General features: G+C 57.6%; 22 protein-coding genes. 13 read left to right on the top strand and 9 right to left on the bottom strand.

Annotated features, from left to right (window positions below):
- Position 1: 1 nt before the first annotated feature.
- Both ACXPVS_RS22995 and ACXPVS_RS22990 read right to left on the bottom strand, forming a co-directional pair.
- Positions 2 to 676 carry a vWA domain-containing protein gene (locus tag ACXPVS_RS22995; protein WP_458511936.1) on the bottom strand — a complete coding sequence of 225 codons (675 nt, stop codon included), beginning with the start codon at positions 674 to 676 and terminating at the stop codon, positions 2 to 4.
- Between the two features lie 24 nt (positions 677 to 700).
- Positions 701 to 2,677, bottom strand: coding sequence for a protein kinase domain-containing protein (locus tag ACXPVS_RS22990; protein ID WP_458511935.1), 1,977 nt, complete (start codon positions 2,675 to 2,677; stop codon positions 701 to 703).
- Between the two features lie 115 nt (positions 2,678 to 2,792).
- Here ACXPVS_RS22990 and ACXPVS_RS22985 point away from each other — a divergent pair, with 115 nt between their 5' ends.
- Together ACXPVS_RS22985 and ACXPVS_RS22980 are read left to right on the top strand one after the other, a co-directional pair.
- On the top strand, positions 2,793 to 3,437 hold the full coding sequence (locus ACXPVS_RS22985) for an MBL fold metallo-hydrolase (RefSeq protein ID WP_458511948.1): 645 nt from the start codon (positions 2,793 to 2,795) through the stop codon (positions 3,435 to 3,437).
- Between the two features lie 115 nt (positions 3,438 to 3,552).
- Positions 3,553 to 4,248, top strand: coding sequence for an OmpA family protein (locus ACXPVS_RS22980; protein ID WP_458511934.1), 696 nt, complete (start codon positions 3,553 to 3,555; stop codon positions 4,246 to 4,248).
- Between the two features lie 84 nt (positions 4,249 to 4,332).
- Here the strand turns inward: ACXPVS_RS22980 and ACXPVS_RS22975 are convergent, their stop codons facing one another.
- Entirely contained in the window at positions 4,333 to 4,767 is a 435-nt protein-coding gene (locus ACXPVS_RS22975) for a YhcB family protein (protein ID WP_458511933.1), read from the bottom strand.
- 144 nt (positions 4,768 to 4,911) lie between these two features.
- On the opposite strand from ACXPVS_RS22975, the gene ACXPVS_RS22970 reads away from it, so the two are divergent.
- The 3 genes from ACXPVS_RS22970 (at position 4,912) to zapE (ending at position 8,121) form a co-directional block, all read left to right on the top strand.
- The gene (locus ACXPVS_RS22970; RefSeq protein WP_458511932.1) at positions 4,912 to 5,556 is read left to right on the top strand and encodes an alpha/beta hydrolase; all 645 of its coding nucleotides are present in this window, start codon (positions 4,912 to 4,914) and stop codon (positions 5,554 to 5,556) included.
- A gap of 24 nt (positions 5,557 to 5,580) precedes the next feature.
- Positions 5,581 to 6,936: a tryptophan--tRNA ligase gene (locus tag ACXPVS_RS22965; protein WP_458511931.1), complete on the top strand. Its 1,356-nt coding sequence runs from the start codon at positions 5,581 to 5,583 to the stop codon at positions 6,934 to 6,936.
- Between the two features lie 90 nt (positions 6,937 to 7,026).
- The gene (gene zapE / locus ACXPVS_RS22960) at positions 7,027 to 8,121 is read left to right on the top strand and encodes a cell division protein ZapE (protein ID WP_458511930.1); all 1,095 of its coding nucleotides are present in this window, start codon (positions 7,027 to 7,029) and stop codon (positions 8,119 to 8,121) included.
- A 59-nt stretch (positions 8,122 to 8,180) separates the two neighbouring features.
- On the opposite strand, the gene ACXPVS_RS22955 is transcribed toward zapE, so the two are convergent.
- The 5 genes from ACXPVS_RS22955 to ACXPVS_RS22935 form a co-directional block, all read right to left on the bottom strand.
- A complete protein-coding gene (locus ACXPVS_RS22955) occupies positions 8,181 to 9,161 on the bottom strand; it encodes an asparaginase (protein WP_458511929.1) in 981 nt (326 codons plus the stop codon).
- A 78-nt stretch (positions 9,162 to 9,239) separates the two neighbouring features.
- The gene (locus ACXPVS_RS22950; protein ID WP_458511928.1) at positions 9,240 to 10,448 is read right to left on the bottom strand and encodes a hypothetical protein; all 1,209 of its coding nucleotides are present in this window, start codon (positions 10,446 to 10,448) and stop codon (positions 9,240 to 9,242) included.
- 16 nt (positions 10,449 to 10,464) lie between these two features.
- Positions 10,465 to 11,352: a nitrilase family protein gene (locus tag ACXPVS_RS22945; protein WP_458511927.1), complete on the bottom strand. Its 888-nt coding sequence runs from the start codon at positions 11,350 to 11,352 to the stop codon at positions 10,465 to 10,467.
- 199 nt (positions 11,353 to 11,551) lie between these two features.
- The gene (locus ACXPVS_RS22940; protein WP_458511926.1) at positions 11,552 to 13,495 is read right to left on the bottom strand and encodes a flavin monoamine oxidase family protein; all 1,944 of its coding nucleotides are present in this window, start codon (positions 13,493 to 13,495) and stop codon (positions 11,552 to 11,554) included.
- Between the two features lie 229 nt (positions 13,496 to 13,724).
- Positions 13,725 to 14,621, bottom strand: coding sequence for a GlxA family transcriptional regulator (locus ACXPVS_RS22935; RefSeq protein WP_173860460.1), 897 nt, complete (start codon positions 14,619 to 14,621; stop codon positions 13,725 to 13,727).
- A 244-nt stretch (positions 14,622 to 14,865) separates the two neighbouring features.
- Between ACXPVS_RS22935 and ACXPVS_RS22930 the strand changes: the two genes are divergently transcribed.
- Positions 14,866 to 16,002: an acyl-CoA dehydrogenase family protein gene (locus tag ACXPVS_RS22930; protein ID WP_458511925.1), complete on the top strand. Its 1,137-nt coding sequence runs from the start codon at positions 14,866 to 14,868 to the stop codon at positions 16,000 to 16,002.
- A 49-nt stretch (positions 16,003 to 16,051) separates the two neighbouring features.
- On the opposite strand, the gene ACXPVS_RS22925 is transcribed toward ACXPVS_RS22930, so the two are convergent.
- Positions 16,052 to 17,092 (bottom strand): NADP(H)-dependent aldo-keto reductase, encoded by a 1,041-nt coding sequence (locus tag ACXPVS_RS22925; RefSeq protein ID WP_458511924.1) that lies wholly within the window; start codon positions 17,090 to 17,092, stop codon positions 16,052 to 16,054.
- A gap of 246 nt (positions 17,093 to 17,338) precedes the next feature.
- Between ACXPVS_RS22925 and rplM the strand changes: the two genes are divergently transcribed.
- The 7 genes from rplM to ACXPVS_RS22890 all read left to right on the top strand — a co-directional run bounded on the left by rplM (position 17,339) and on the right by ACXPVS_RS22890 (position 22,224).
- On the top strand, positions 17,339 to 17,767 hold the full coding sequence (rplM, locus tag ACXPVS_RS22920; RefSeq protein WP_007905295.1) for a 50S ribosomal protein L13: 429 nt from the start codon (positions 17,339 to 17,341) through the stop codon (positions 17,765 to 17,767).
- A 14-nt stretch (positions 17,768 to 17,781) separates the two neighbouring features.
- Positions 17,782 to 18,174 carry a 30S ribosomal protein S9 gene (gene rpsI, locus ACXPVS_RS22915; protein WP_276196510.1) on the top strand — a complete coding sequence of 131 codons (393 nt, stop codon included), beginning with the start codon at positions 17,782 to 17,784 and terminating at the stop codon, positions 18,172 to 18,174.
- Between the two features lie 267 nt (positions 18,175 to 18,441).
- A complete protein-coding gene (gene petA, locus ACXPVS_RS22910) occupies positions 18,442 to 19,035 on the top strand; it encodes a ubiquinol-cytochrome c reductase iron-sulfur subunit (RefSeq protein WP_458511923.1) in 594 nt (197 codons plus the stop codon).
- Entirely contained in the window at positions 19,035 to 20,246 is a 1,212-nt protein-coding gene (locus tag ACXPVS_RS22905) for a cytochrome b (RefSeq protein ID WP_458511922.1), read from the top strand. The genes petA and ACXPVS_RS22905 overlap by 1 nt, the downstream gene beginning before the upstream one ends.
- On the top strand, positions 20,246 to 21,028 hold the full coding sequence (locus tag ACXPVS_RS22900; protein WP_458511921.1) for a cytochrome c1: 783 nt from the start codon (positions 20,246 to 20,248) through the stop codon (positions 21,026 to 21,028). Before ACXPVS_RS22905 ends, ACXPVS_RS22900 begins: the two co-directional genes overlap by 1 nt.
- 148 nt (positions 21,029 to 21,176) lie before the next feature.
- Complete coding sequence (locus ACXPVS_RS22895) at positions 21,177 to 21,794, top strand: glutathione S-transferase N-terminal domain-containing protein (protein WP_458511920.1); 618 nt, start codon at positions 21,177 to 21,179, stop codon at positions 21,792 to 21,794.
- A gap of 16 nt (positions 21,795 to 21,810) precedes the next feature.
- Positions 21,811 to 22,224, top strand: a complete 414-nt coding sequence (locus ACXPVS_RS22890) for a ClpXP protease specificity-enhancing factor (protein WP_458511919.1) — start codon at positions 21,811 to 21,813, stop codon at positions 22,222 to 22,224.
- Positions 22,225 to 22,267 lie beyond the last annotated feature (43 nt).

The following is a 22,267-nucleotide window of genomic DNA, read 5'->3' as shown; positions in this document are numbered from 1 at the left end:
GTCAGATCGTTGCCCAGGCTTCGATGCCCTTGACGTCCAGCTTGATCTCGTCGCCTGGTGTCGACGCCGAGGCTTGGGAAACACTGCGGCTCAACCAGTCAAAGAACTCATTGAAGCGCAGGCCTTGCAGGCGTAACGGCGGGAGTTTTGGCGAGAACCGAGCCAGTGACTGCACATTCGCCGCTTCACCGATCGCAATCGGGAACACCGTCATTTTGCGTTGATTGATCAGGTTGCTGACGCGGGTGGCCACTTCTTCGATATCGTCGGTCGGTTCGCCGTCGGTCATCAGCACCATCCACGGCTGAAAGTAATCGACGCCGGCACGTTGATAATCGGCCTTGCGTGCTTCCAGCAGATCCAGTGCGATGCCCACCGCATGGCCCATCGGCGTCATGCCCGAAGCGACCAGCGGCGGAACGTCCTGGCGACCGATCGAGCTGAAATCGAGGACTTTTTGCGCCGTCCCGCCGAAGGTCACGATGCAGATCTCCGCAGCGTATTGCGCCACTTCATCGTCACGGATAGCGTCAAAAAACATCTTCACGCCGGCCTGTAGTTCGGCGATCGGCGCGCCGTCCATGGAACCGCTGACATCCAGCACCAGGCACACAGGCACGCGGGTGGTAGGGTTTTCGGCGAGATCTTCCTGGCGAAGGAGGTAATCGTCTTGCATGGCAATGTCCTTTTCAGTTGAGCGTTACAAGAAACGCTTCAAGAGTCGTTTGAGCCAGCGTAGCGCAATGCTTTCCTGGCGGGGCGCGCGTATTGGCGCGGATTGGTGAGGTTGTGCCCGAGGCGCCGTCGGCTGTCGCTGCGGCATCGGCGCAGCCACCGGTTTGGGCACAGGCTTGGGCGCAGGTGCTGGAATATTGCGTACTGGCGCCGGAGTCGGTCGCGGCGCGGGAGCGGGCGGTGGCGCTGGGCGCTGGACTGCCTGCTCGGTGTCCTTTCGGCTTTCTTCGGCGAGTTTTTTCAGTTTTGCGGCTTTCTGGCAGTCTGCACAGCGCGTTGATCGGCTGGCAGATTTCATTTTATCCAGCCACTTTTTTGATTCGGTGTAGGTTTTCTTGCAGCCGCCGCAGACGGCCTCGACCGGATCGGCAATATGAAACGCCTGCGGAAACAATTCGTCGGAATGCTTGCCGCCCTTGCAAAGATCTTTGCCGTACTGCTCCAGTAGCGCGAGCCAATCACTGATGGGCCGGCGCTGATTGTCTTCGAACGTGTTGCTGAACGCCTGTTTCAGCGGGTAAGGCAAATGGCTCCAGATGTTCTGCCACATGCCCACCGGCGTCACGCTGACCTTGCCCTTGCCGCTGTCCTTTTTGAACCGGTAAGGGAAGTTCATATTGCGGATGTTGTCCGCCGTCGTGCCGCCACCCTGCTGCGAATACGGTGGTTTGCCGGGCAGCAGGATCATGAACAGCATTGCCGCGACGGCGAATAATTCGTGATTTTTGTTGCGTAAATAGTTGCCATATTTTTCGCCCTGAATCTCCGGCGCGGTGAACGGCACGGTACCGACTTCGCAGGGGAAATGCTCGATCTGGAAGCTGTCGGTATCGACAATCCACACCTGGTTGCTGTCGGGCGTCACCAGCAGGTTCATCGGGTTGATGTCACCGATGATGATGTTCAGCGAATGCAGGTACTGCACTTGTTTGAGAAACGCGATCGCGACGTTCACCAGATCCCGGCGCGTCCACGTCGGGAAGTTTTTCATCAGCAACGGTTTCAAAAACACTGAGGTTGTCAGGGTTTTGCCCTGCGCCCGTGGCATGACGTAGCCGACAAATTCTTGTTTGGCGTTGAACACCAGCTCGGTTGGCCAACAGATGCCGGGCGCGTCGATGCGGCGCGTGACCATCAGTTCGATCTTCTCGCGGCGGCGCGTCGTGAGGTTGTCGGGGTGATAGATCTTGCATACCTCGCGGGTGCCCGCCACGGCGTAAATCGTCCCTTCGCCACCGGCGCTGATGAAGGTGTCGAGGGTCAACTGGCGGCCCAAAGCGGTCGAAACGACCGAGCCTTGCTTGATCGTGGCGCCGGTGTTGTGGATTTTGCGGTCGGGGCTGTTCAGCGGTTTTGCGGGCAAATCGAATGGCTTGATGGGCACGCTTGGCGCCTTCGCAGCAGCTTTCGGAAGAGACGCTGCTTTCGCAGCAGGCGCTGCTTTTGGTGCAGCCGGTGCTTTTTGCGCTGCTGCTTTTTGCACTGCAGCTGCTTTCGTCGAGGGACCGGTCCAGCGTATGGCTCGGGCCTGGGCAGCTTCGCACTGTTGCAGTTGTGCTTCATCGCACGTCAGCAGCAGCAGGTCGTAATCAAGGCACAAGTCGACGGCGTCAACCGTTGAGCCGACGGCCACTGTGGTGCGCTTGAGCGCGAATATCGGCTGGCCATCGAACGCACATTCGGCGAGCAGATCGTTGTCATGCAGCGCTGTGCCTTTCGGCAGCGCACGGTGTGGGCGCGACGGCTGGGCGACGAACGAGCGGAAAAAACGGCGAGCATTCTGGTGAATCTGCCCATTGCCCTTGGTCAGGGACCGCAGTTCCAGCAGCGCGTTATGAGCGACAAACGGCAGGCCATTCTTGCCGCGAATGCGGTTGATAATGTCTGGGTCCTTGAAAAGGACGCTTTGATCGACGAGCACGTGTTCCATAGAGGGGGGCATTGGCTTCCTGCCGTCTTGTTTCAAAATAGGCGGGCGCGAGGATACCCTATCAATTTTGCGGATCACAACCGCAGCACCGCGCTCAGGCACCAGGATCAAAACCATGCAGACCCCCATGCAAACCCCGAATACAGCCCTCATCCGCGAAACCTTCCCCGTCGGCCCTTTGCAGTGCAACTGCACGATCATCGGCGATCCGATCACCAAAAAGGCCATCGTGGTCGATCCCGGCGGTAATCACGAACTGATCCTCGCGCGGCTCGACGCGTTGGGCCTGAAGGTGGTCAGCATCATTCATACCCACGCGCACCTCGATCACTTCCTGGCTTCCGGTCAGTTGAAGGAAAAAACCGGTGCAACCCTGCACCTGCATAAAGAAGATCAATTCCTCTGGGACAACCTGGAGATGCAATGCCAGATGTTCGGCGTTCCTTACACGCCGGTGCCGCCGCCAGATCGCTGGTTGGCCGATGATGAAGAACTGGCCTGCGGCTGCGGCGTGGCGTTGCACACGCCGGGTCATACGCCCGGTTCCATGAGCTTTTGGTTTCCAGAGGCTAAGCTGCTAATTGCCGGTGACACGTTGTTTCGTCGCGGGGTAGGGCGCACGGATTTGTGGGGTGGCGATCAGGCGACCATCGTGCGGTCAATCAAGCAGCGCTTGTACACCCTCGACGAAGAGGCGACGGTGGTGACCGGGCATGGTCCGGACACCCGTCTGGGCGATGAAATGCGCGAGAACCCTTTTGTGCGAGCCTGATGTCTAACGTTGTGGGGGGATGGCGGAATTTTTTTCATCCGCAATGATCCAACGCCCGCAAAGGTTTAATGCCTTAGTCTGATGCACCACAGAATACAAAAAGTAGGAGCTCTTAATGTTCACCAAGCAGCGTTTTATAATTGTCGCTACGGCTGTGGCCTTGCTGTCTGGCTGCACTTCGCCTAACCCTTACGACAACCAGGGCCAGGCCGACGGTGGCTCCACGGGCATGAGCAACACCGCTAAATACGGTGGCCTCGGCGCTCTGGCCGGTGCTTTGGCCGGTGCGGCCATCAGTCACGATAACCGTGGCAAGGGCGCGCTGATTGGCGCTGCGGTGGTGGGTGCTTCCGCTGCCGGTTACGGTTATTACGCCGACCAGCAAGAGAAAAAGCTGCGCGCCAGCATGGCCAACACCGGGGTGGAAGTGCAGCGCCAGGGTGATCAGATCAAACTGATCATGCCGGGTAACATCACCTTCGCCACCGATTCGGCGAACATCGCGTCGGGTTTCTATCAGCCGTTGAACAATCTGGCGGGCTCGCTCAAGGAGTTCAGCCAGAACCAGATCGAGATCGTCGGCTACACCGACAGCACCGGCAGCCGCCAGCACAACATGGACCTGTCGCAGCGTCGCGCCCAGAGCGTGGCGACCTACCTGACGTCTCAGGGCGTGAGCGGTGCCAACCTGTCGGCTCGCGGTGCCGGGCCGGATAACCCGATTGCCAGCAACGGTGACGTCAATGGTCGGGCGCAGAACCGTCGGGTCGAGGTCAACTTGAAGGCGATTCCAGGTCAGCAGTATCAGTAACAGCCTGACTGAACCCCAGGTGTAAAAAAGCCCGCCCGATCCTAAACAGATCGGGCGGGCTTTTTTGTATCGTGTGAAACCTGATTACTTCTTCAGGCCGTAATGCTCATCGAGCATGCCTGGCGCGTTCGGGGTTTTTGGGGCGTAGTCGCGAGGCGGCTCCTGATTGCGCGGTGGCGTCAGGCGTTCCCGTGGGGCGGCTGCCGCATCGGCGTGCAGCGAGGCCAGCAGGCGTTGGCGGGTTTGCTCGTCCAGGGCCAGGCGGTTGGCACCCTCGGCGAGATGATCCTGCACTTCCTGATAGCTCGCAGTCAGTTTCTTGACCAGGGTTGCAGTGCTGTTGAAGTGGGTGACCACCTCGTTCTGATAACTGTCGAAACGTTCCTGAATGTCATCCAGCTGACGTTGTGTGCCGCTAGGCGCGGCATTCGGCACCAGGCGAGCGATCAGGAAACCAATGGCGACACCCACAACCAGGGCAAGAGTCGGCAACAACCAAACTAAGAGCGAGTGTTCCACGAGTCCTTCCTCTATAAACGGCTTTGCTTTACGTTAACGGCTCGAACCTGCGCTGTATACCGCGATTCACTCGCAATAGATTGGCACAGACAATTTGCTAGACGAGTCGACCCGATTCGAGGTCACGGAGTTCCTTCCTTGCTTATGCGCGAAACCCCTGTAGTGATTGATGGCCCGGTCGGCCAACTGGAAGCCCTGTATATGGAAAACAAGGGCCTGGACAGCGACCAGCCCCGCGGTCTGGCGCTGATCTGCCACCCGAACCCGGTGCAGGGCGGTACCATGCTCAACAAAGTCGTCTCGACCTTGCAGCGCACAGCGCGTGACGCCGGTTTGATTACTTTGCGTTTCAACTACCGTGGCGTCGGTGCCAGCGAAGGCACTCACGATATGGGCACCGGCGAAGTCGACGACGCCCAAGCCGTTGCCGAATGGCTACGAGCCAAACACCCCGAGTTGCCGCTGACGTTGTTCGGGTTCTCCTTCGGCGGTTTTGTTGCGGCAAGTCTCGGCGGACGTCTGGAAGCCAAGGGTGAGCAGCTCAAGCACCTGTTCATGGTCGCGCCTGCGGTGATGCGTCTGGGTGATCAGGATCAACTGCCGCAGGAAGGTGAGTTGACCCTGATTCAGCCGGAAACCGATGAAGTTATCGATCCGCAGGCCGTTTACGACTGGTCCGAGAAACTCGAGCGCCCCCATGAGCTGCTGAAAGTGGCAGAATGCGGGCACTTTTTTCATGGCAAGCTGACCGATCTCAAGGATCTGATCCTGCCGCGTCTTTCGAATTGATTGCAGTCTGACAAGCGATTACCCATGACGACTCGTACCCGTATCCTCACCGGCATCACCACCACCGGCACGCCGCACCTGGGCAACTACGCCGGCGCCATCCGCCCGGCGATCGTCGCCAGCCGTGACAGCAACGCCGATTCGTTCTACTTCCTGGCCGACTACCACGCCCTGATCAAATGCGATGACCCGCAGCGCATCCAGCGCTCGCGTCTGGAAATCGCCGCGACCTGGCTGGCCGGTGGCCTGGACGTGGACCGCGTGACCTTCTATCGCCAGTCCGACATCCCGGAAATCCCCGAGCTGACCTGGCTGCTGACCTGTGTTGCTGCCAAGGGCCTGCTCAACCGCGCCCATGCCTACAAGGCATCGGTGGACAAGAATGTCGAAACCGGCGAAGACCCGGATGCCGGTATCACCATGGGCTTGTACAGCTACCCGGTGCTGATGGCCGCTGACATTCTGATGTTCAACGCCCATAAGGTGCCGGTCGGTCGTGACCAGATCCAGCACGTGGAAATGGCCCGTGACATCGGCCAGCGCTTCAACCATCTGTTTGGTCAGGGCAAAGAATTCTTCACCATGCCCGAGGCGCTGATCGAAGAAAGCGTCGCCACACTGCCAGGCCTCGACGGTCGCAAGATGTCGAAGAGCTACGACAACACCATTCCGTTGTTCAGCAGTGCCAAGGAAATGAAGGACGCGATTTCGCGGATCGTCACTGACTCCCGTGCGCCGGGCGAAGCGAAAGATCCGGACAACTCGCACCTGTTTACCTTGTTCCAGGCCTTCGCCACCCCGGCGCAGTCCGACGAGTTCCGCAGCGAGCTGCTACAGGGCCTTGGGTGGGGCGAGGCGAAGAATCGTCTGTTCCAGCTGCTGGACAGCGAGCTGGGTGAGTCCCGCGAGCGTTATCACCAACTGATCGAACGCCCGGCAGACCTGGAAGACATCCTGCAAATCGGCGCCAAAAAGGCCCGCTCGGTGGCGACACCGTTCCTTCAGGAGCTGCGTGAAGCGGTTGGCCTGCGCTCTTTCGTCGCTCAAGCCCAGGTCGCGACCACCACCAAGAAGAAAGCGGCGAAAGCCGCGCGTTTCGTCAGCTTCCGCGAAGACGACGGCAGTTTCCGCTTCCGTCTGCTGGCGGCCGACGGCGAGCAGGTGCTGCTGTCGCGCAACTTCGCCGACGGTAAAACTGCAGGCCAGGTGAGCAAGCAGCTGCAATCCGGCCAGCCTCTGGATGTGCGCAGTGAAGACTCCAGCTTCAGCGTCTGGCTCGAAGGCGAGTGCGTTGCCGACAGCCCGACCTTCGCTGACGGTGCGGCTCGCGATGTCGCCATCGACACCCTGCGGGTTGCTCTGACGCCGGTTCAGGAATAAATCAGCGGCTCGGTCGACTAAGGGCCGATTGCCATTCCCACGGGCCGTCGCTACAGTGACGGCCCGTTTTTGTTGCCTTGCTAACGAATTATGACGCCCCTAGAACGATATCAAGCTGATCTGAAACGCCCGGAATTCTTCCATGACGCCGCGCAGGAAACTGCGGTGCGCCATTTGCAGCGCCTGTACGACGATCTGGTCGCGGCCTCGCACAGCAAACCGGGCCTGTTCGGCAAACTGTTTGGCAAGAAAGACGCGGCACCGGTCAAGGGTCTGTACTTCTGGGGCGGCGTCGGCCGTGGCAAGACCTATCTGGTCGACACCTTCTTCGAAGCGCTGCCGTTCAAGGAAAAGGTCCGCACTCACTTCCACCGCTTCATGAAGCGCGTGCACGAAGAGATGAAGACCCTCAGCGGCGAAAAAAACCCGCTGACCATCATCGCCAAGCGCTTCTCCGACGAAGCCCGGGTCATTTGTTTCGATGAATTCTTCGTCTCCGACATTACTGACGCGATGATCCTCGGCACGCTGATGGAAGAGCTGTTCAAGAATGGCGTGACGCTGGTCGCGACCTCGAACATCGTGCCGGACGGTCTGTACAAGGATGGCCTGCAACGTGCGCGCTTCCTGCCGGCGATTGCGCTGATCAAGCAGAACACCGAGATCGTCAACGTCGACAGCGGCGTCGATTATCGTCTGCGTCACCTTGAGCAAGCGGAGCTGTTCCACTTCCCGCTGGATGAAGCGTCCCACGAAAGCCTGCGCAAGAGCTTCCGCGCCCTGACGCCGGAATGCACGGCGGCCATCGAAAACGATGTGTTGATGATCGAGAATCGCGAAATTATCGCCTTGCGCACGTGCGATGACGTGGCCTGGTTCGACTTCCGCGAACTCTGCGACGGCCCGCGCAGCCAGAACGATTACATCGAGCTGGGCAAGATTTTCCACGCTGTGTTGCTCAGCGGTGTCGAGCAGATGAACGTCACTACTGACGACATCGCCCGACGCTTTATCAACATGGTCGACGAGTTCTACGACCGTAACGTGAAGCTGATCATCTCTGCTGAAGTCGAGCTCAAAGACCTCTACACCGGCGGTCGCCTGAACTTCGAGTTCCAGCGCACCCTGAGTCGTCTGCTGGAAATGCAGTCTCACGAATTCCTGTCCCGGGCGCATAAGCCGTAGGATTGTTCGGAAGATAAAAAAGGGCCTGCATTGCAGGTCCTTTTGTTGTATGCCGTGTGTCAGTTTTTAACGAGAAAGCGTGCCACTTCATCTTGTAGCTGGCAGCCGACGAGCAGCCACAGCAGGATTCGGGCTTTGCGTGGACAGAGAAATCCAGCCATCGATGCACCTTTACTGATCAGGTCCATTTCGCTGCCAATAAATCCGTAGGTCGATTGAGCCGTGGAGCCGGAACCTGTCCGGGTGGCGACGATGACAGGGATTTTTCTGGCGATGGTTTCAATTGCATCAACCCAGTTCGCGCCAACGTGTCCTGCACCGAAACCCGCAATCACCAGCCCGTCGTAACCCAGTTCGAGGATGTTCTCGATTAACAGGGTATCGGCGCACAGCGACGCTTCCAGCAGGGCAATCTTCTGTGTGGTCAACGGTGGCAACGGCAAGACCTTGCGTCGGACTGGCAGATGCAGATAATTGACAGCGTTTTCCATCACCATGCCGGCAGGACCAATGATGGGGGAGGAAAACGCCTGCAATGCCAATGAATCGGTTTTGCGGACGGCGTTCGCTGAATGAATCTGTCCATTCATCACCACGTGAACGCCTCGTTGACGGCTGCTTTCAGCCAGTGCAACCCGGCAAGCATCCAGCAGATTCGCCGGACCATCGGCCCCTGCCTGGGCTGCCGAACGCATGGCGCCGGTCAGCACCAACGGCTCGTCGTTGTCCCACAAATAGTCAAAAAATGTGGCGGTTTCCTCGAGGGTATCTGTGCCTTGAGTGATGACAACACCCACCGCACCTTGCCTGATTTGAACATTCGCCCAGGAAAGGGCACTCAGCAAAAAGTCGAAATCCAGTGAGGCGCTGGGCAACAGTCCGAGCGTTTCTACGGTGACCCGTGCCAAGGTCGCCAACTCTGGCACCGAGGCCAGCAAGGTTTCGCCGCTGACGGTCGGGATCACCCCTTCTCCGGCGTTCCTGGCTTGCATGCTCACGGTACCGCCGAGCGCCGCAATGGCCAGTTTGGGCAGGTCCATGTGATACCTCATTAGCGTGTGATGAGAAGTGGCTGTATCTGGATTTGAGTCCGTGATACAGCCCAATCGTGACGTTCGTTAGCGGGCTAATAGCAGTCCGATAAACGGAATGATCAGCAACGTACTGATAGCCATGGCCAGTACATTGCCGATGAAACCGTGCATGTCGGCCGGCAACCGCTTAGCAATCGCGCACGCCAGCGGTGGCGCAATCAGTGCCCCCAGCAGTGCGCTTGCGGCGATGACCTGCCAGGTGCCACCGTACGTCAGAACGGCCGCTGGCACGACAGACACCAACGGAACATAGGTGGGATACCAGCCGCGCAATATCCATTGCCGACGCCAGATCACTACCCCTAACGCCGAGGTCAACGCCTGCGCGGCGATCAGTTGGGGCAGCAAGCCCGTGCCATACACTGGGCTCGTCGGGTTCAAGGTGTAAGCCAGCAAGGCCCCCGCGATCAAGCCGAGACTGGCCCATTCATTGCCGAAGAACGGCGCTTCCGAAAAGTCAGCCAACACCCGACGTAGACTCCACACGACACCATAGTCGGGCGTTTTGGTTATGACGGGTGCGGGCACAGGGGCGGACGGCTTCTCGGGTCGGTCGGAGTTCACTAGGCTCGGCAGGTAACGGCAGAGCAGAAAAGCGCCGACGCTGGCGACCGCCATGCCCGAGACATTGCCAATCACGGCTGGCAATCCGAGGGGGTTGCAGACGTAATTGACGATCAGCAAGCACATCGGGGTGACTAACACGGCGCCCATGATTGCGCCATTGATCGTGACCTTCCAGCCGCCACCGAACATCAGCACCATCGCCGCGGGCAACGAAACAAAGGCGGCAAACGTGGGTTGCCAGCTGGTGGCCGTGACCGTCCAGCCCCACAGCAGGTTACTCAGCAACAACCCAAGTAATGAGCTGGTGACGAGCCACGGCCATAATCCGCTGCCGTAGCAAATGGTAAAGCCTTGCCAGGCTTTTGCCGTTCGATTCGCCCAGTAGGCCAGATAGGCGCCTGCAAGCAGCCCGATCGAAGCGAACTCATGTTTGTAGAACGCCACCTCGCTGATGTCTCCCAGCACCCAACGCAGCCAGGCACTCGGTTCAGGGAGGCTCGATACCATGTGACTGTAGTCTGGCCAATGGGCTGACCAGGATGTCCGGTAGGTGAATGAAAGCCAGATGATCAACAATGCCGTGCCGAGCATCAGCCAGATGATCGCGGTATCCAGCGGCGACCTGGCGGCAAGCCGGTTTTGCGGTTTATCGTTTGCGGTTTCCATCAGTCATGCCCCCTTATCAGCGCGGCAGACAAGGGTGCTGGGTGTAACCGAGCATTTGATCGTAGAGATCGGCTCGACGATCACGATGCAAATCGTTCAAGTTGTTCCAGATCGGCGCGCTGCGCGAGCTGGTCAGGTCGATGTCGGCAAACAGGATTTCCTGCTTGTCCGCTGAAGCCACCTGGCCAATCGGCCAGCCGTTGGTGCCCGCGATCAGCGAGCAGCCCAGGTAACGTGCACCTCGCTCTTCGCCGATCCGGCTCGCTGCCGCAATAAACACATTGTTGACGTGAGCCGCCGTCATCGTCAGGTACGACGCCATGCACTTGCCGGCGTCATCGAACAGGGGCGGCGGTGTCCAGACCCAGTTGTTCAGGCTGCAAATAATGTCGGCGCCTTGCTGGCTCAAAATGCGCGGTACTTCCGGGAACCAGATGTCCCAGCAGATCAATAACCCTATGCGACCGATTGGGGTGTCGAAAACCGGGAAGCCCAGATCGCCCGGGGTGAACCACAGTTTTTCCAGATTCCATAAATGTGCTTTTCGGTACTTGCCGATGAAGCCGTCAGGCCCGACAAGAACGCCGGTGTTGAACAGTTGCATGCCATCACGCTCTGTCAAACCGGCGACCAGATAAACCTTGTGCTGGCGGGCAAAATCCATCCAGCCCTGCACGCTCGGCCCGCTGGGAACAACCTCCGAATGCTCGAACGCATCCTGTCGGGTTTTGAAGAAGTAACCTGTGTTTGAAAGCTCGGGCAGGACGATGAGATTCGCCCCGTCATTTGCCGCTTCCAACGCTAATTCCAGACTCTTGCGCAGATTTTCTTCGCGATTTTGCATGCCGACTTGTGGATCGAATTGCACGACTGCTACACGAACAGGGCTTGTTGGCTCGTTCATTCCGATGACCTCTTTTTATTGTTATTCACGCTGTTTAATTGCGTGCTTATGAGAGTCGAATCGGCGAGAGCGCGTAAGTCAGCTACTTCCGTTTAGGGTGTAGTACGTATCCGAAGATGACTGCGCGAGGCGCTTGGCAGGAAGGTCGACAAAGTAGAGCCACTGCACGTCGTGTATGGCTCCTGGGCAAGGAAGGTGATCAGGTTCTGAGGTTATAGTGCGGATAGTCGCTCATGGAAAAACCGCCATGGAAGATCGCTGCTGTTTTGTTGCAGAGATGGATGACCGCATCGACAGCGCCCCGAAAGCACGGCTCGGTCCAGCCTGCATCGACTGAAAATGACTCCCCGGAAAAATACAGACCTGAGACATGCGCGAAGTCGCGGTTGTACTTCATCAGGCTGACGGCGTCGTAGTAGGTACCGGGTCGGTATAACTTTGCACAGCCCAATGCATTTTTATCGGTCATCCAGCGCTGGACCACGGCTTGATCCAGGCCAATGTAGGGAGAGATTTTCTCCTGGATATTGGCGCAATTCATGAGGATTCGATCCAGCTCTTCGACGCACTTGTTCGCCAGTTCCTTGTCGGTGAAAGAGGCCAGTTTGGTGGCGTCATCCTCCCATGTGTAACTTAAAAGGATGCAGTCATAGCTGTAGTTATCGTTGTAGCGGTAGGTGTAGACGTCGTGGATGAAACTGTCAGTGACGATGACCTGCGGGATGTTGCTGTTTTTCGAAAGGAATGATTTTTTTAACGGTGCGAAGACTTTGCAACTGGTTTCCCAGTGCGCGGTTTTATAGGCACTGATCGTCTCGAACGGCAGCATCTGTGGCGTGAAGTTTTCAAGCTTGATGCGCGTTTCGATCAGCCAGGAGGGAAGGGTCATGATGACCGAATCAAAGTCATCGTAGTGCTCCCGGGTTTGCTCGGGTTGGCTGTGTTTTGAGTTGTAGTACACGCGTGTTTTCTGGTTCGTCAGTTTTTTAAGTTTTGTAACGGATGAGTCCATGAGCAAGCCGTTGTTTCTTTCCTGGCAGTGTTCGTAGAAGGACTTTCCGGTTTCGTCGGCTTTCATGAACAGCAGGCATTCGTCCAGTGCTGCGAGTCCGATGTAGCGGGGCCTGTCGAAACTCAGCCCCATCGAGTCAAAAACGGCTTCGTTGTTCAGGCAGGGTGAATCCAGCGGATCGCCTATAGAGTCGACCCGACCGTGGATCAATTGCAGCTGACTGCTGAATCCAAAAATGGCGGTGCGCAGGGGATAAAGGGAGCAGACATCGTAAAAGGCACCCCAACTACCGTCGCCGATGCCAATGGCATAGAAAATCGCGGACTCCTCCGCGGACATTCCCATTCCGCCAAAGTCCCCCGGTGAGCGTTCATCCCAAACTTGCACGGTGGGCATACTGACCAGATCGCGAAACGAAACACTCTCATATTTTTTGACGATAGCAGCCCACATGACTTCCCATGCCTGACTGGCGTAAACCTCTGCGACGTGCCGGGTCATGCGATCGGCAAAGGCCTTCCACTTTGCATAAACCTTTTGCAGTTCTTCGCCGGGAGGGGGTGTCTGGCCATCTTCATTTTTCCAGATCAGCATCTGCGGAGTCTGTCCGCCGCCCATGCTGCCCTCTCGCAGATAGATCCCGGTCGAAGTGACCCACTGGCTTCCGGGATTGGCAAAATCTGAAAACGCCAGGTCGAACGCCTTGGCGTAGTAAGCCATCAGCGAGCGGCCCTCTGTCGGTGGCTCGTCCGCCCGATTGAAGAAGGGCATGCGCATGGCCCCCATTTCAAACGGTGTATGGCTCATCGACGAGTTCAGGCTTCCAGGGATGGTCAGGTGTCTGCCACCTATGCGTCTGGATTGTTCTATGAGGGTGATTTGGGTAAACCCGCAACGATACAGTTCTCTGGCGGCCGTCAGTCCGGTTACGCCGGCGCCAATAATGCAAATTTTATGGTGCGGGTCAGTTGCCTTGGCGATGCCGTTTTCTTGTTCAACCAGTGCTCGATAGTCGAAGCACAAGTCGGGTGGGTTTGGAAAACGAGTCACCCATTTGTTTTCAGTCGAACGCTTTGCACGAACGGCATTGGCGACGAATGACGGGTAGTTGTAGCTTGATCCGATGGTCACTGTTGATCTTCCCTGATGTCATTGGCAGGGAAAGATGTTGGCGTTTTTCGGGGGGCGTGTATGTGAGCAGAATTGAGTTCTGCGCTGCTCTGTATTCCCGATTTGGTGTGGGAAAAAGGCACTCGGAAGCCGCTGATACTTGTAGGAGCAAGGCTTGCGCGCGACTGCGCGACACGGGGTGTCATCGCTGATCGCCAGCAAGCGGTGCTCCTACAGGAGGCGCGCGTCCTTAAGCAGCTTGCTGAAACTGCTGCCGGTACTGGTTCGGCGACAATTCGGTGTGCTGGCGGAACAACCGTGCGAAGAAGCTCGCATCGTCGTAACCGACTTCATAGCTGATGGTCTTGATGCTCTTGCGGCTGCCGGACAGCAGGCCCTTGGCCGTCTCGATGCGCAGGCGTTGCAGGTAGTGCAACGGCTTGTCGCCGGTGGCTGTCTGGAAGCGTCGCATGAAATTGCGGATGCTCATGCCGTGTTCGCGAGCCACGTCTTCGAAGCGGAATTTGTCGGCGAAGTGTTCTTCGAGCCAGTGCTGGATCTGCAGAATGATCACATCCTGGTGCAGCTTCTGACCGCCGAAACCGATCCGTCCTGGCGAGTAGCTGCGCTGCACTTCATAAAGAATATCCCGCGCCACGGCCTGGGACACGTTGGCGCCGCAGAAGCGTTCGATCAGGTAGATGTAAAGGTCGCAGGCCGACGTGGTGCCGCCCGCGCAATACAGGTTGTCGGCATCGGTCAGGTGCTTGTCCTGATTGAGCTGAACCCGCGGGAAGCGTTCGGCAAACGCATTGAAGAAACGCCAGTAAGTGGTCGCTTCCTTACCGTCGAGCAGCCCGGCCTCGGCCAGCCAGAACACCCCGGTGGCTTCGCCGCAGAGTACTGCGCCGCGAGCATGTTGCTGGCGCAGCCAGGGCAGGACTTGTGGATAACGTTGGCACAGGGTGTCGAAATCGTCCCAGAAGGCCGGAAGGACAATGATGTCGGCATTTTCCAGGCCGCCGTCCACCGGCATGATCACATCGCTGAAGCTATTCACCGGTTTGCCGTCGGGGCTGACCAGGCGGGTTTCGAACGCCGGAGTCAGGCCTTGGCCCAGTTGTTTGCCGTAACGCAGGCTGGCCAGGTGGAAGAAATCCTTGGCTTGCATGAGGGTGGAAGCGAAAACCCGGTCGATAGCCAGGATGCTGACGCGCCGCAAGGGCGTGGAGGCTTGGTTAGACATAATTCAACTTTATTCTTATAGGGGAAAGTGGTCACCAGACGGCTGGATCGTCTTATTTTTTGTCTGATGTGTCCAGTGTCCTGTGTCGGATGCGGGGCTTAGTCTCTGAAGGTCCATTCCGGCTAACAATAACGATAGGTGCCGCATGATCCCCAGAACCTTGTTCAGCTCCGAGCACGAACTTTTTCGCGACAGCGTGCGAACGTTCCTCGAAAAAGAAGCCGTGCCGTTCCATGGGCAATGGGAAAAACAAGGCTATATCGACCGCAAACTCTGGAGCAAGGCAGGGGAGGCGGGAATGTTGTGCTCGCATCTGCCGGAAGAATACGGCGGCCTGGGGGCGGACTTTCTCTACAGCGCAGTGGTGATCGAAGAGATCGGTCGTCTCGGCCTGACCGGTATCGGTTTTTCCCTGCATTCGGACATCGTCGCGCCGTACATCCTGCATTACGGCAGTGAAGCGCTGAAACACAAATACCTGCCAAAACTGGTGTCTGGCGAGATGGTCACGGCGATTGCCATGACCGAGCCGGGTGCCGGTTCCGACCTGCAAGGGGTGAAAACCACCGCGGTGCTCGATGGCGACGAGTATGTGATCAACGGCTCGAAGACGTTCATCACCAACGGCTTTCTCGCTGACCTGGTGATTGTCGTGGCCAAGACGGATCCGAAGGCCGGAGCAAAAGGCACCAGCCTGTTTCTGGTGGAAGCCAACACCCCGGGCTTTGCCAAGGGCAAGCGCCTGGAAAAAGTCGGCATGAAGGCTCAGGACACCTCGGAACTGTTCTTCCAGGACGTTCGGGTACCCAAGGAAAACCTGTTGGGGCAGGCTGGGATGGGCTTCGCGTACCTGATGCAGGAATTGCCTCAAGAGCGCCTTACCGTTGCCATCGGCGGGCTTGCTTCGGCTGAAGCTGCGTTGCAATGGACGCTGGACTACACCCGCGAGCGCAAGGCATTCGGCAAGGCGATCGCCGACTTCCAGAACACCCGCTTCAAACTGGCGGAGATGGCGACCGAGATTCAGATCGGCCGGGTCTTTGTCGATCGCTGTCTGGAGCTGCACCTGCACGGCAAGCTCGACGTGCCGACCGCGGCGATGGCCAAGTATTGGGGCACTGACCTGCAATGCAAGGTGCTCGACGAATGCGTGCAGTTGCATGGCGGCTACGGTTTCATGTGGGAATACCCGATCGCCCGGGCGTGGGCGGATGCGCGGGTGCAGCGGATTTATGCGGGAACCAATGAAATCATGAAGGAGATTATTGCGCGGTCGCTGTGATGCCGCGTTGATCGTTCCCACGCCGCGTGGGGACGATCAACGTCTTGAGTTACGGCGCTGGGTTCGGGTGATCCTTGTGAATCGCCTCAATCCCCTCCAGTACTTCATCCGACAGCTTCAACTCGAAGCTCGCTAAATTGCTTTCAAGCTGCTCCATCGTCGTCGCGCCAATGATATTGCTGGTCACAAAGGGCTGCTGAGTGACAAACGCCAGCGCCATTTGCGCCGGGTCCAAGCCGTGTTCACGCGCCAGGGCCACATAACGACTGCACGCGGCTTCCGACTGCGGGTTGAAATAGCGGCTGAAGCGGCTGTAGAGGCTCAGGCGGCCTTTAGGCGGGCGCGCGCCACCTTCGTACTTGCCCGAAAGGAAACCGAACGCCAGCGGCGAATAGGCGAGCAGGCCGCATTGTTCGCGGATGGCGATTTCCGCCAGACCGACTTCGAAGCTGCGGTTGAGCAGGTTGTACGGGTTCTGGATCGACACGGCGCGCGGCCAGCCACGGGCTTCGGCCAGGGCGAGGAAGCGCATGGTGCCCCATGGCGTTTCGTTGGACAGACCGATGTGGCGGATCTTGCCGGCCTTGACCTGTTCGTCCAGCGCTTCGAGGGTGTCCTCCAACGGCGTGAGGTTGGCTTCGGTCTGGTGTTTGTAACCGAGTTGACCGAAGAAATTGGTGCTGCGCTCCGGCCAATGCAACTGGTAGAGGTCGATGTAGTCGGTCTGCAAGCGGTTGAGGCTGGCGTCCACGGCTTCGGTGATGTGCTGGCGGTTGTGCCGCAGGTTTTTGTCGCGAATGTAGTCGATGGTGTTGCCGGGGCCGGCGATCTTGCTGGCCAGGATCCAGTCGGCGCGATCACCGCGGCTTTTGAAGTAATTACCGATGTAGCGCTCGGTGGTGGCGTAGGTTTCGGCCTTGGGTGGCACCGGGTACATTTCGGCAGTGTCGATGAAATTGATCCCGGCGCTTTTGGCCCGTTCAATCTGGGCGAAGGCGTCAGCCTCGCTGTTTTGCTCGCCCCAGGTCATGGTGCCGAGACAGATGGCGCTCACGTTCAGATTGGTTCGGCCTAGCTGGCGATAGTCCATCGGGTGCTCCTTTGGCAAAACAATCATAAAAGCAGGTTGAATTATTTTTCGCAATCTGCATAATTGCGCACCTCTTTCTGCAGTGGAAGTGATGCGCCGCCGCCGAAGAATCTTGCCGTTGAACGGACGCACCGACCCGAGCCCCCGAAAGCGTCTGTATCCGGCTGCCTTTGACTTGTCAAAGTACGCACTATTTAGTAAGATCCGCCGTCTAATTTACAGGGCGGCCCCTGAGGCTATTAAAGAATGAAAACTTTTACTGCTAAACCGGAAACAGTACAGCGCGACTGGTTTGTCGTCGACGCTGCAGGTCAGACCCTGGGTCGTCTGGCCACCGAAATCGCGAGCCGTCTGCGTGGCAAGCATAAAGCTGAGTACACTCCTCACGTTGACACTGGCGATTACATCGTCGTTATCAATGCCGAGCAGATTCGTGTAACCGGTGCTAAAACCACCGACAAAATCTACTACTCTCACTCCGGTTTTCCGGGCGGCATCAAGTCGATCAACTTCGAGAAGCTGATCGCTAAAGCCCCTGAGCGCGTGATCGAGACCGCGGTCAAAGGCATGCTGCCTAAGAACCCGTTGGGTCGCGACATGTATCGTAAGCTGAAAGTCTATGCGGGCGCTGTACACCCTCATACTGCTCAGCAGCCCCAAGAACTGAAGTTTTAACGGAATAGTTCATTATGTCGGCGACTCAAAATTACGGCACTGGCCGTCGCAAAACCGCAACCGCACGCGTTTTCCTGCGTCCGGGTACTGGTAACATCTCCATCAACAACCGCACCCTGGAAAATTTCTTCGGCCGCGAAACTGCCCGCATGGTAGTTCGTCAGCCGCTTGAACTGACTGAGACTGGCGAGAAATTCGACATCTACGTCACAGTGATCGGTGGTGGTGTAAGTGGTCAAGCTGGCGCAATCCGCCACGGTATCACTCGCGCACTGATGCAGTACGACGAAACCCTGCGTGGCGCTCTGCGCAAAGCTGGCTTCGTTACTCGCGATGCTCGTGAAGTTGAACGTAAGAAAGTCGGTCTGCGTAAAGCGCGTAAGCGTCCGCAGTACTCGAAGCGTTAATTCGCTTTTACGTTCGAAAAGAACGCCCAGTTTCCTCGCGAAGCTGGGCGTTTTTTTATGGGTGCGTTTTTTCAAAGAATTGCTCTGTGACAACTTGCCACAGCCGCGGAAGCCCTATACTGCAAGGCTTGGCAGTGGAGCCCCTTGGTAATTACCTTGTCAGAATTGGGGCTTTTCATTACCATTCGGCAAAATTTTTATAAGTTCAGATTTTTACTTAGTAGACGCCTGATTTAACAGGCCACAAAGCTGATGGGAGAGGACTGAATGAGCAATGACGGCGTGAATGCAGGCCGGCGTCGCTTCTTGGTAGCAGCCACATCCGTGGTGGGTGCTGCAGGAGCGGTGGGGGCTGCGGTCCCGTTCGTGGGGTCATGGTTTCCCAGTGCCAAGGCGAAAGCCGCAGGTGCACCGGTGAAGGTGAATGTCAGCAAAATCGAGCCAGGTCAGCAGATGATTGCTGAGTGGCGCGGTCAGCCGGTGTTTATTGTCCGCCGAACCGCGGAAATCCTGGGGAATCTGAAAAAGATCGAGGGCCAGCTGTCTGACCCGACCTCCAAGAACTCGACACAACCGACCTATGTCGACCCGGAAACGCGTTCGATCAAACCAGAGGTTCTGCTGCTGATCGGTATCTGCACGCACCTGGGTTGCTCGCCGACCTTCCGACCAGAAGTGGCGCCTGTGGATCTGGGCAAAGACTGGGTAGGTGGTTATTTCTGCCCTTGCCACGGTTCCCACTACGATCTGGCTGGCCGCGTCTACAAGTCGCAACCTGCGCCTTTGAACCTGCCAGTTCCCCCGCATTCCTATGAGACCGATGACATCATTATCATTGGCGTCGATACGGAGAAAGCGTGATGAGCAAGTTCATGGATTGGGTTGATGCGCGCTTTCCCGCGACCAAAATGTGGGAAGACCATCTCAGCAAGTACTACGCCCCGAAGAACTTCAACTTCTTCTATTTCTTTGGCTCCCTTGCACTGCTCGTTCTGGTCAACCAGATCGTTACCGGTGTCTGGCTGACCATGAGCTACACCCCGTCGGCGGAAGAGGCATTTGCTTCCGTCGAATACATCATGCGCGACGTGGAGTACGGCTCGATCCTGCGTATGTTGCACGCGGTCGGCGCTTCGATGTTCTTCATCGTGGTTTATCTGCACATGTTCCGTGGCTTGCTCTACGGTTCGTACCAGAAGCCGCGTGAGCTGGTGTGGGTCTTCGGCATGCTGATCTATCTGGCGCTGATGGCTGAAGCTTTCATGGGTTACTTGCTGCCGTGGGGTCAGATGTCCTACTGGGGTGCCCAGGTGATCATCTCGCTGTTCGGCGCGATCCCGGTCATCGGCAATGATCTGACTCAGTGGATCCGCGGTGACTACCTGATTTCCGGTATCACCCTCAACCGCTTCTTCGCCCTGCACGTTGTGGCCTTGCCGATCGTGATTCTCGGTCTGGTGGTGCTGCACGTTCTGGCGCTGCACGAAGTCGGTTCGAACAACCCGGACGGCGTGGACATCAAGAAATTCAAAGACGAAAACGGCGTACCGCTGGATGGCATTGCCTTCCACCCGTACTACACCGTGAAAGATATCGTCGGCGTCGTGGTGTTCCTGTTCATCTTCTGCTCGATCGTGTTCTTCTTCCCTGAAATGGGCGGCTACTTCCTTGAGAAGCCGAACTTTGAAGTGGCGAACGCGTTCAAGACCCCAGAGCACATCGCTCCAGTCTGGTACTTCACGCCGTTCTACGCGATTTTGCGAGCGGTTCCGGACAAGCTCCTGGGTGTTATCGCCATGGGCGCCGCCATCGCTGTGCTGTTCGTCCTGCCATGGCTGGACCGCAGCCCGGTCAAGTCGATGCGCTACAAAGGCTGGCTGAGCAAGATCTGGCTCTGGGTGTTCTGCATCTCGTTCGTGATCCTGGGTGTACTGGGTGTTCTGGCTCCGACTCCAGGCCGTACGTTGCTGTCGCAGGTGTGTACGTTCCTGTACTTCGCCTACTTCATTCTGATGCCGTTCTACACCAGGCTCGAGAAGACCAAACCGGTTCCGGAAAGGGTGACTGGCTGATGAAAAAGCTATTTGCTGTACTGATTCTTGCTGCTATGCCTGTGTTCTCGTTCGCGTCGACAGCGGGTGCTCCTGAGCTGGAAAAGGTCGACATCGACGTTTCCGACCAGGCGGCCATGCAGGATGGCGCACGTACATTCGCCAACTACTGCATGGGCTGTCACAGCGCCAAGTTCCAGCGTTACGAACGTGTCGCCGATGACTTGGGCATTCCGCACGACCTGATGCTCTCGAAACTGGTGCTCACCGGCGCCAAGATCGGCGACCACATGAGCATCGGCATGCAGCCGGCTGACGCCAAGACCTGGTTCGGTGCGGCGCCGCCCGACTTGACCCTGGTCGCCCGCGTTCGTGGCACTGACTGGCTCTACGGTTACCTGAAATCTTTCTACGAAGACCCATCGCGTCCTTGGGGCGTGAACAACAAGGTATTCCCGAACGTCGGGATGCCTAACGTTCTGGTCGGCCTGCAGGGTCGTCAGGTGGTAGGCTGTAAACAAGTTCAAATCGTCGAAGACGGCAAGAAGCAATACGATCCGCTGACCGGCACCGCTTTGACGCATGAAGCCTGCGACCAGCTGACCATACTGCCGAAAACCGGCACGCTGAACGAAGAGCAGTTCGACGAGAAGGTCAAGAATCTGGTGACCTTCCTGGCCTACTCGGCCAACCCGGTGAAGCTGCAGCATCAGCGCATCGGTACCTATGTGTTGCTGTACCTGGCGTTCTTCTTCGTATTCGCATACTTGCTCAAGCGTGAATACTGGAAAGACGTCCATTGATATTGCTGTAAAATTGCTGTCAATCGCGCGCGCCCAAGGGCGTCTCTGAAGGTGTAACGAGCCTGGTGATCCAGGCGTTACGGGAGGCGCCCTCTGGGCGCGCGCGTTTTTCCGTTTCCGATAATTTCAACAAGCGAGGAGGACCGCCATGGGCGTGACCAATCGGTTGGCCTGTTACTCCGACCCCGCCGACCACTATTCCCACCGAGTGCGTATCGTACTTGCAGAGAAGGGTGTCAGCGCCGAGATCATTTACGTGGAAGCTGGTCGTCAGCCGCCTAAACTGATTGAAGTGAACCCTTACGGCAGCTTGCCCACCCTGGTTGATCGTGACCTGGCGCTGTGGGAGTCGACCGTGGTGATGGAATATCTGGATGAGCGTTACCCGCACCCGCCTTTACTGCCGGTTTATCCAGTGGCGCGTGCCAACAGCCGTCTGCTGATTCATCGTATTCAGCGTGATTGGTGTGGTCTGGTGGATCTGATCCTGGATTCCCGGTCCAAGGAAGCAGCCCGTGTCGCGGCTCGCAAAGAGCTGCGCGAAAGCCTGACCGGCGTGTCGCCGTTGTTCGCCGACAAGCCGTTTTTCCTCAGTGAGGAACAAAGTCTGGTGGATTGCTGCCTATTGCCAATACTCTGGCGATTGCCGATTCTGGGTATAGAACTGCCGCGGCCAGCCAAGCCGCTGCTTGATTACATGGAGCGCTCGTTTGCGCGTGAGGCTTTCCAGGCGAGTCTGTCTGGTGTCGAACGCGATATGCGCTAAGGCTTAAGGAGCCGCTATGAACTCCAGTCGACCTTATCTGGTCCGCGCGCTCTACGAGTGGATTGTGGACAACGATTGCACCCCGCACATGCTGGTCAATTCCGAGTATCCGTCGGTGCAGGTGCCTCAGGGTTTTGCCAGTGACGGGCAGATTGTCCTGAACGTATCGCCGGCAGCCGTGCGTCATCTGCACATGGATAACGAAGCGGTCAGCTTCGAAGGGCGTTTCGGTGGTGTGCCGCACACCCTGTACGTGCCTATCGCATCGATCCTGGGCGTTTACGCTCGGGAGAACGGCCAGGGCATGGTGTTCGATCTGGAATCGCCCATGGAGGACGAGGAAGAGATCGAGCCGGATGACGATATTCCGCCACCCGACAGCGAGCCGCCGCGCCCCAGCGGTCGACCCAGTTTGAAAGTGGTGAAGTAATAAAAAAGGCGATCCGGATGGATCGCCTTTTTTGTGCCTGCGT

The sequence above is a fragment of the Pseudomonas sp. Ma2-10 genome (assembly GCF_054330215.1).
The sequence above is the reverse complement of the archived record's forward strand: the minus strand, read 5'-3'. Positions and strand labels throughout refer to the sequence as shown.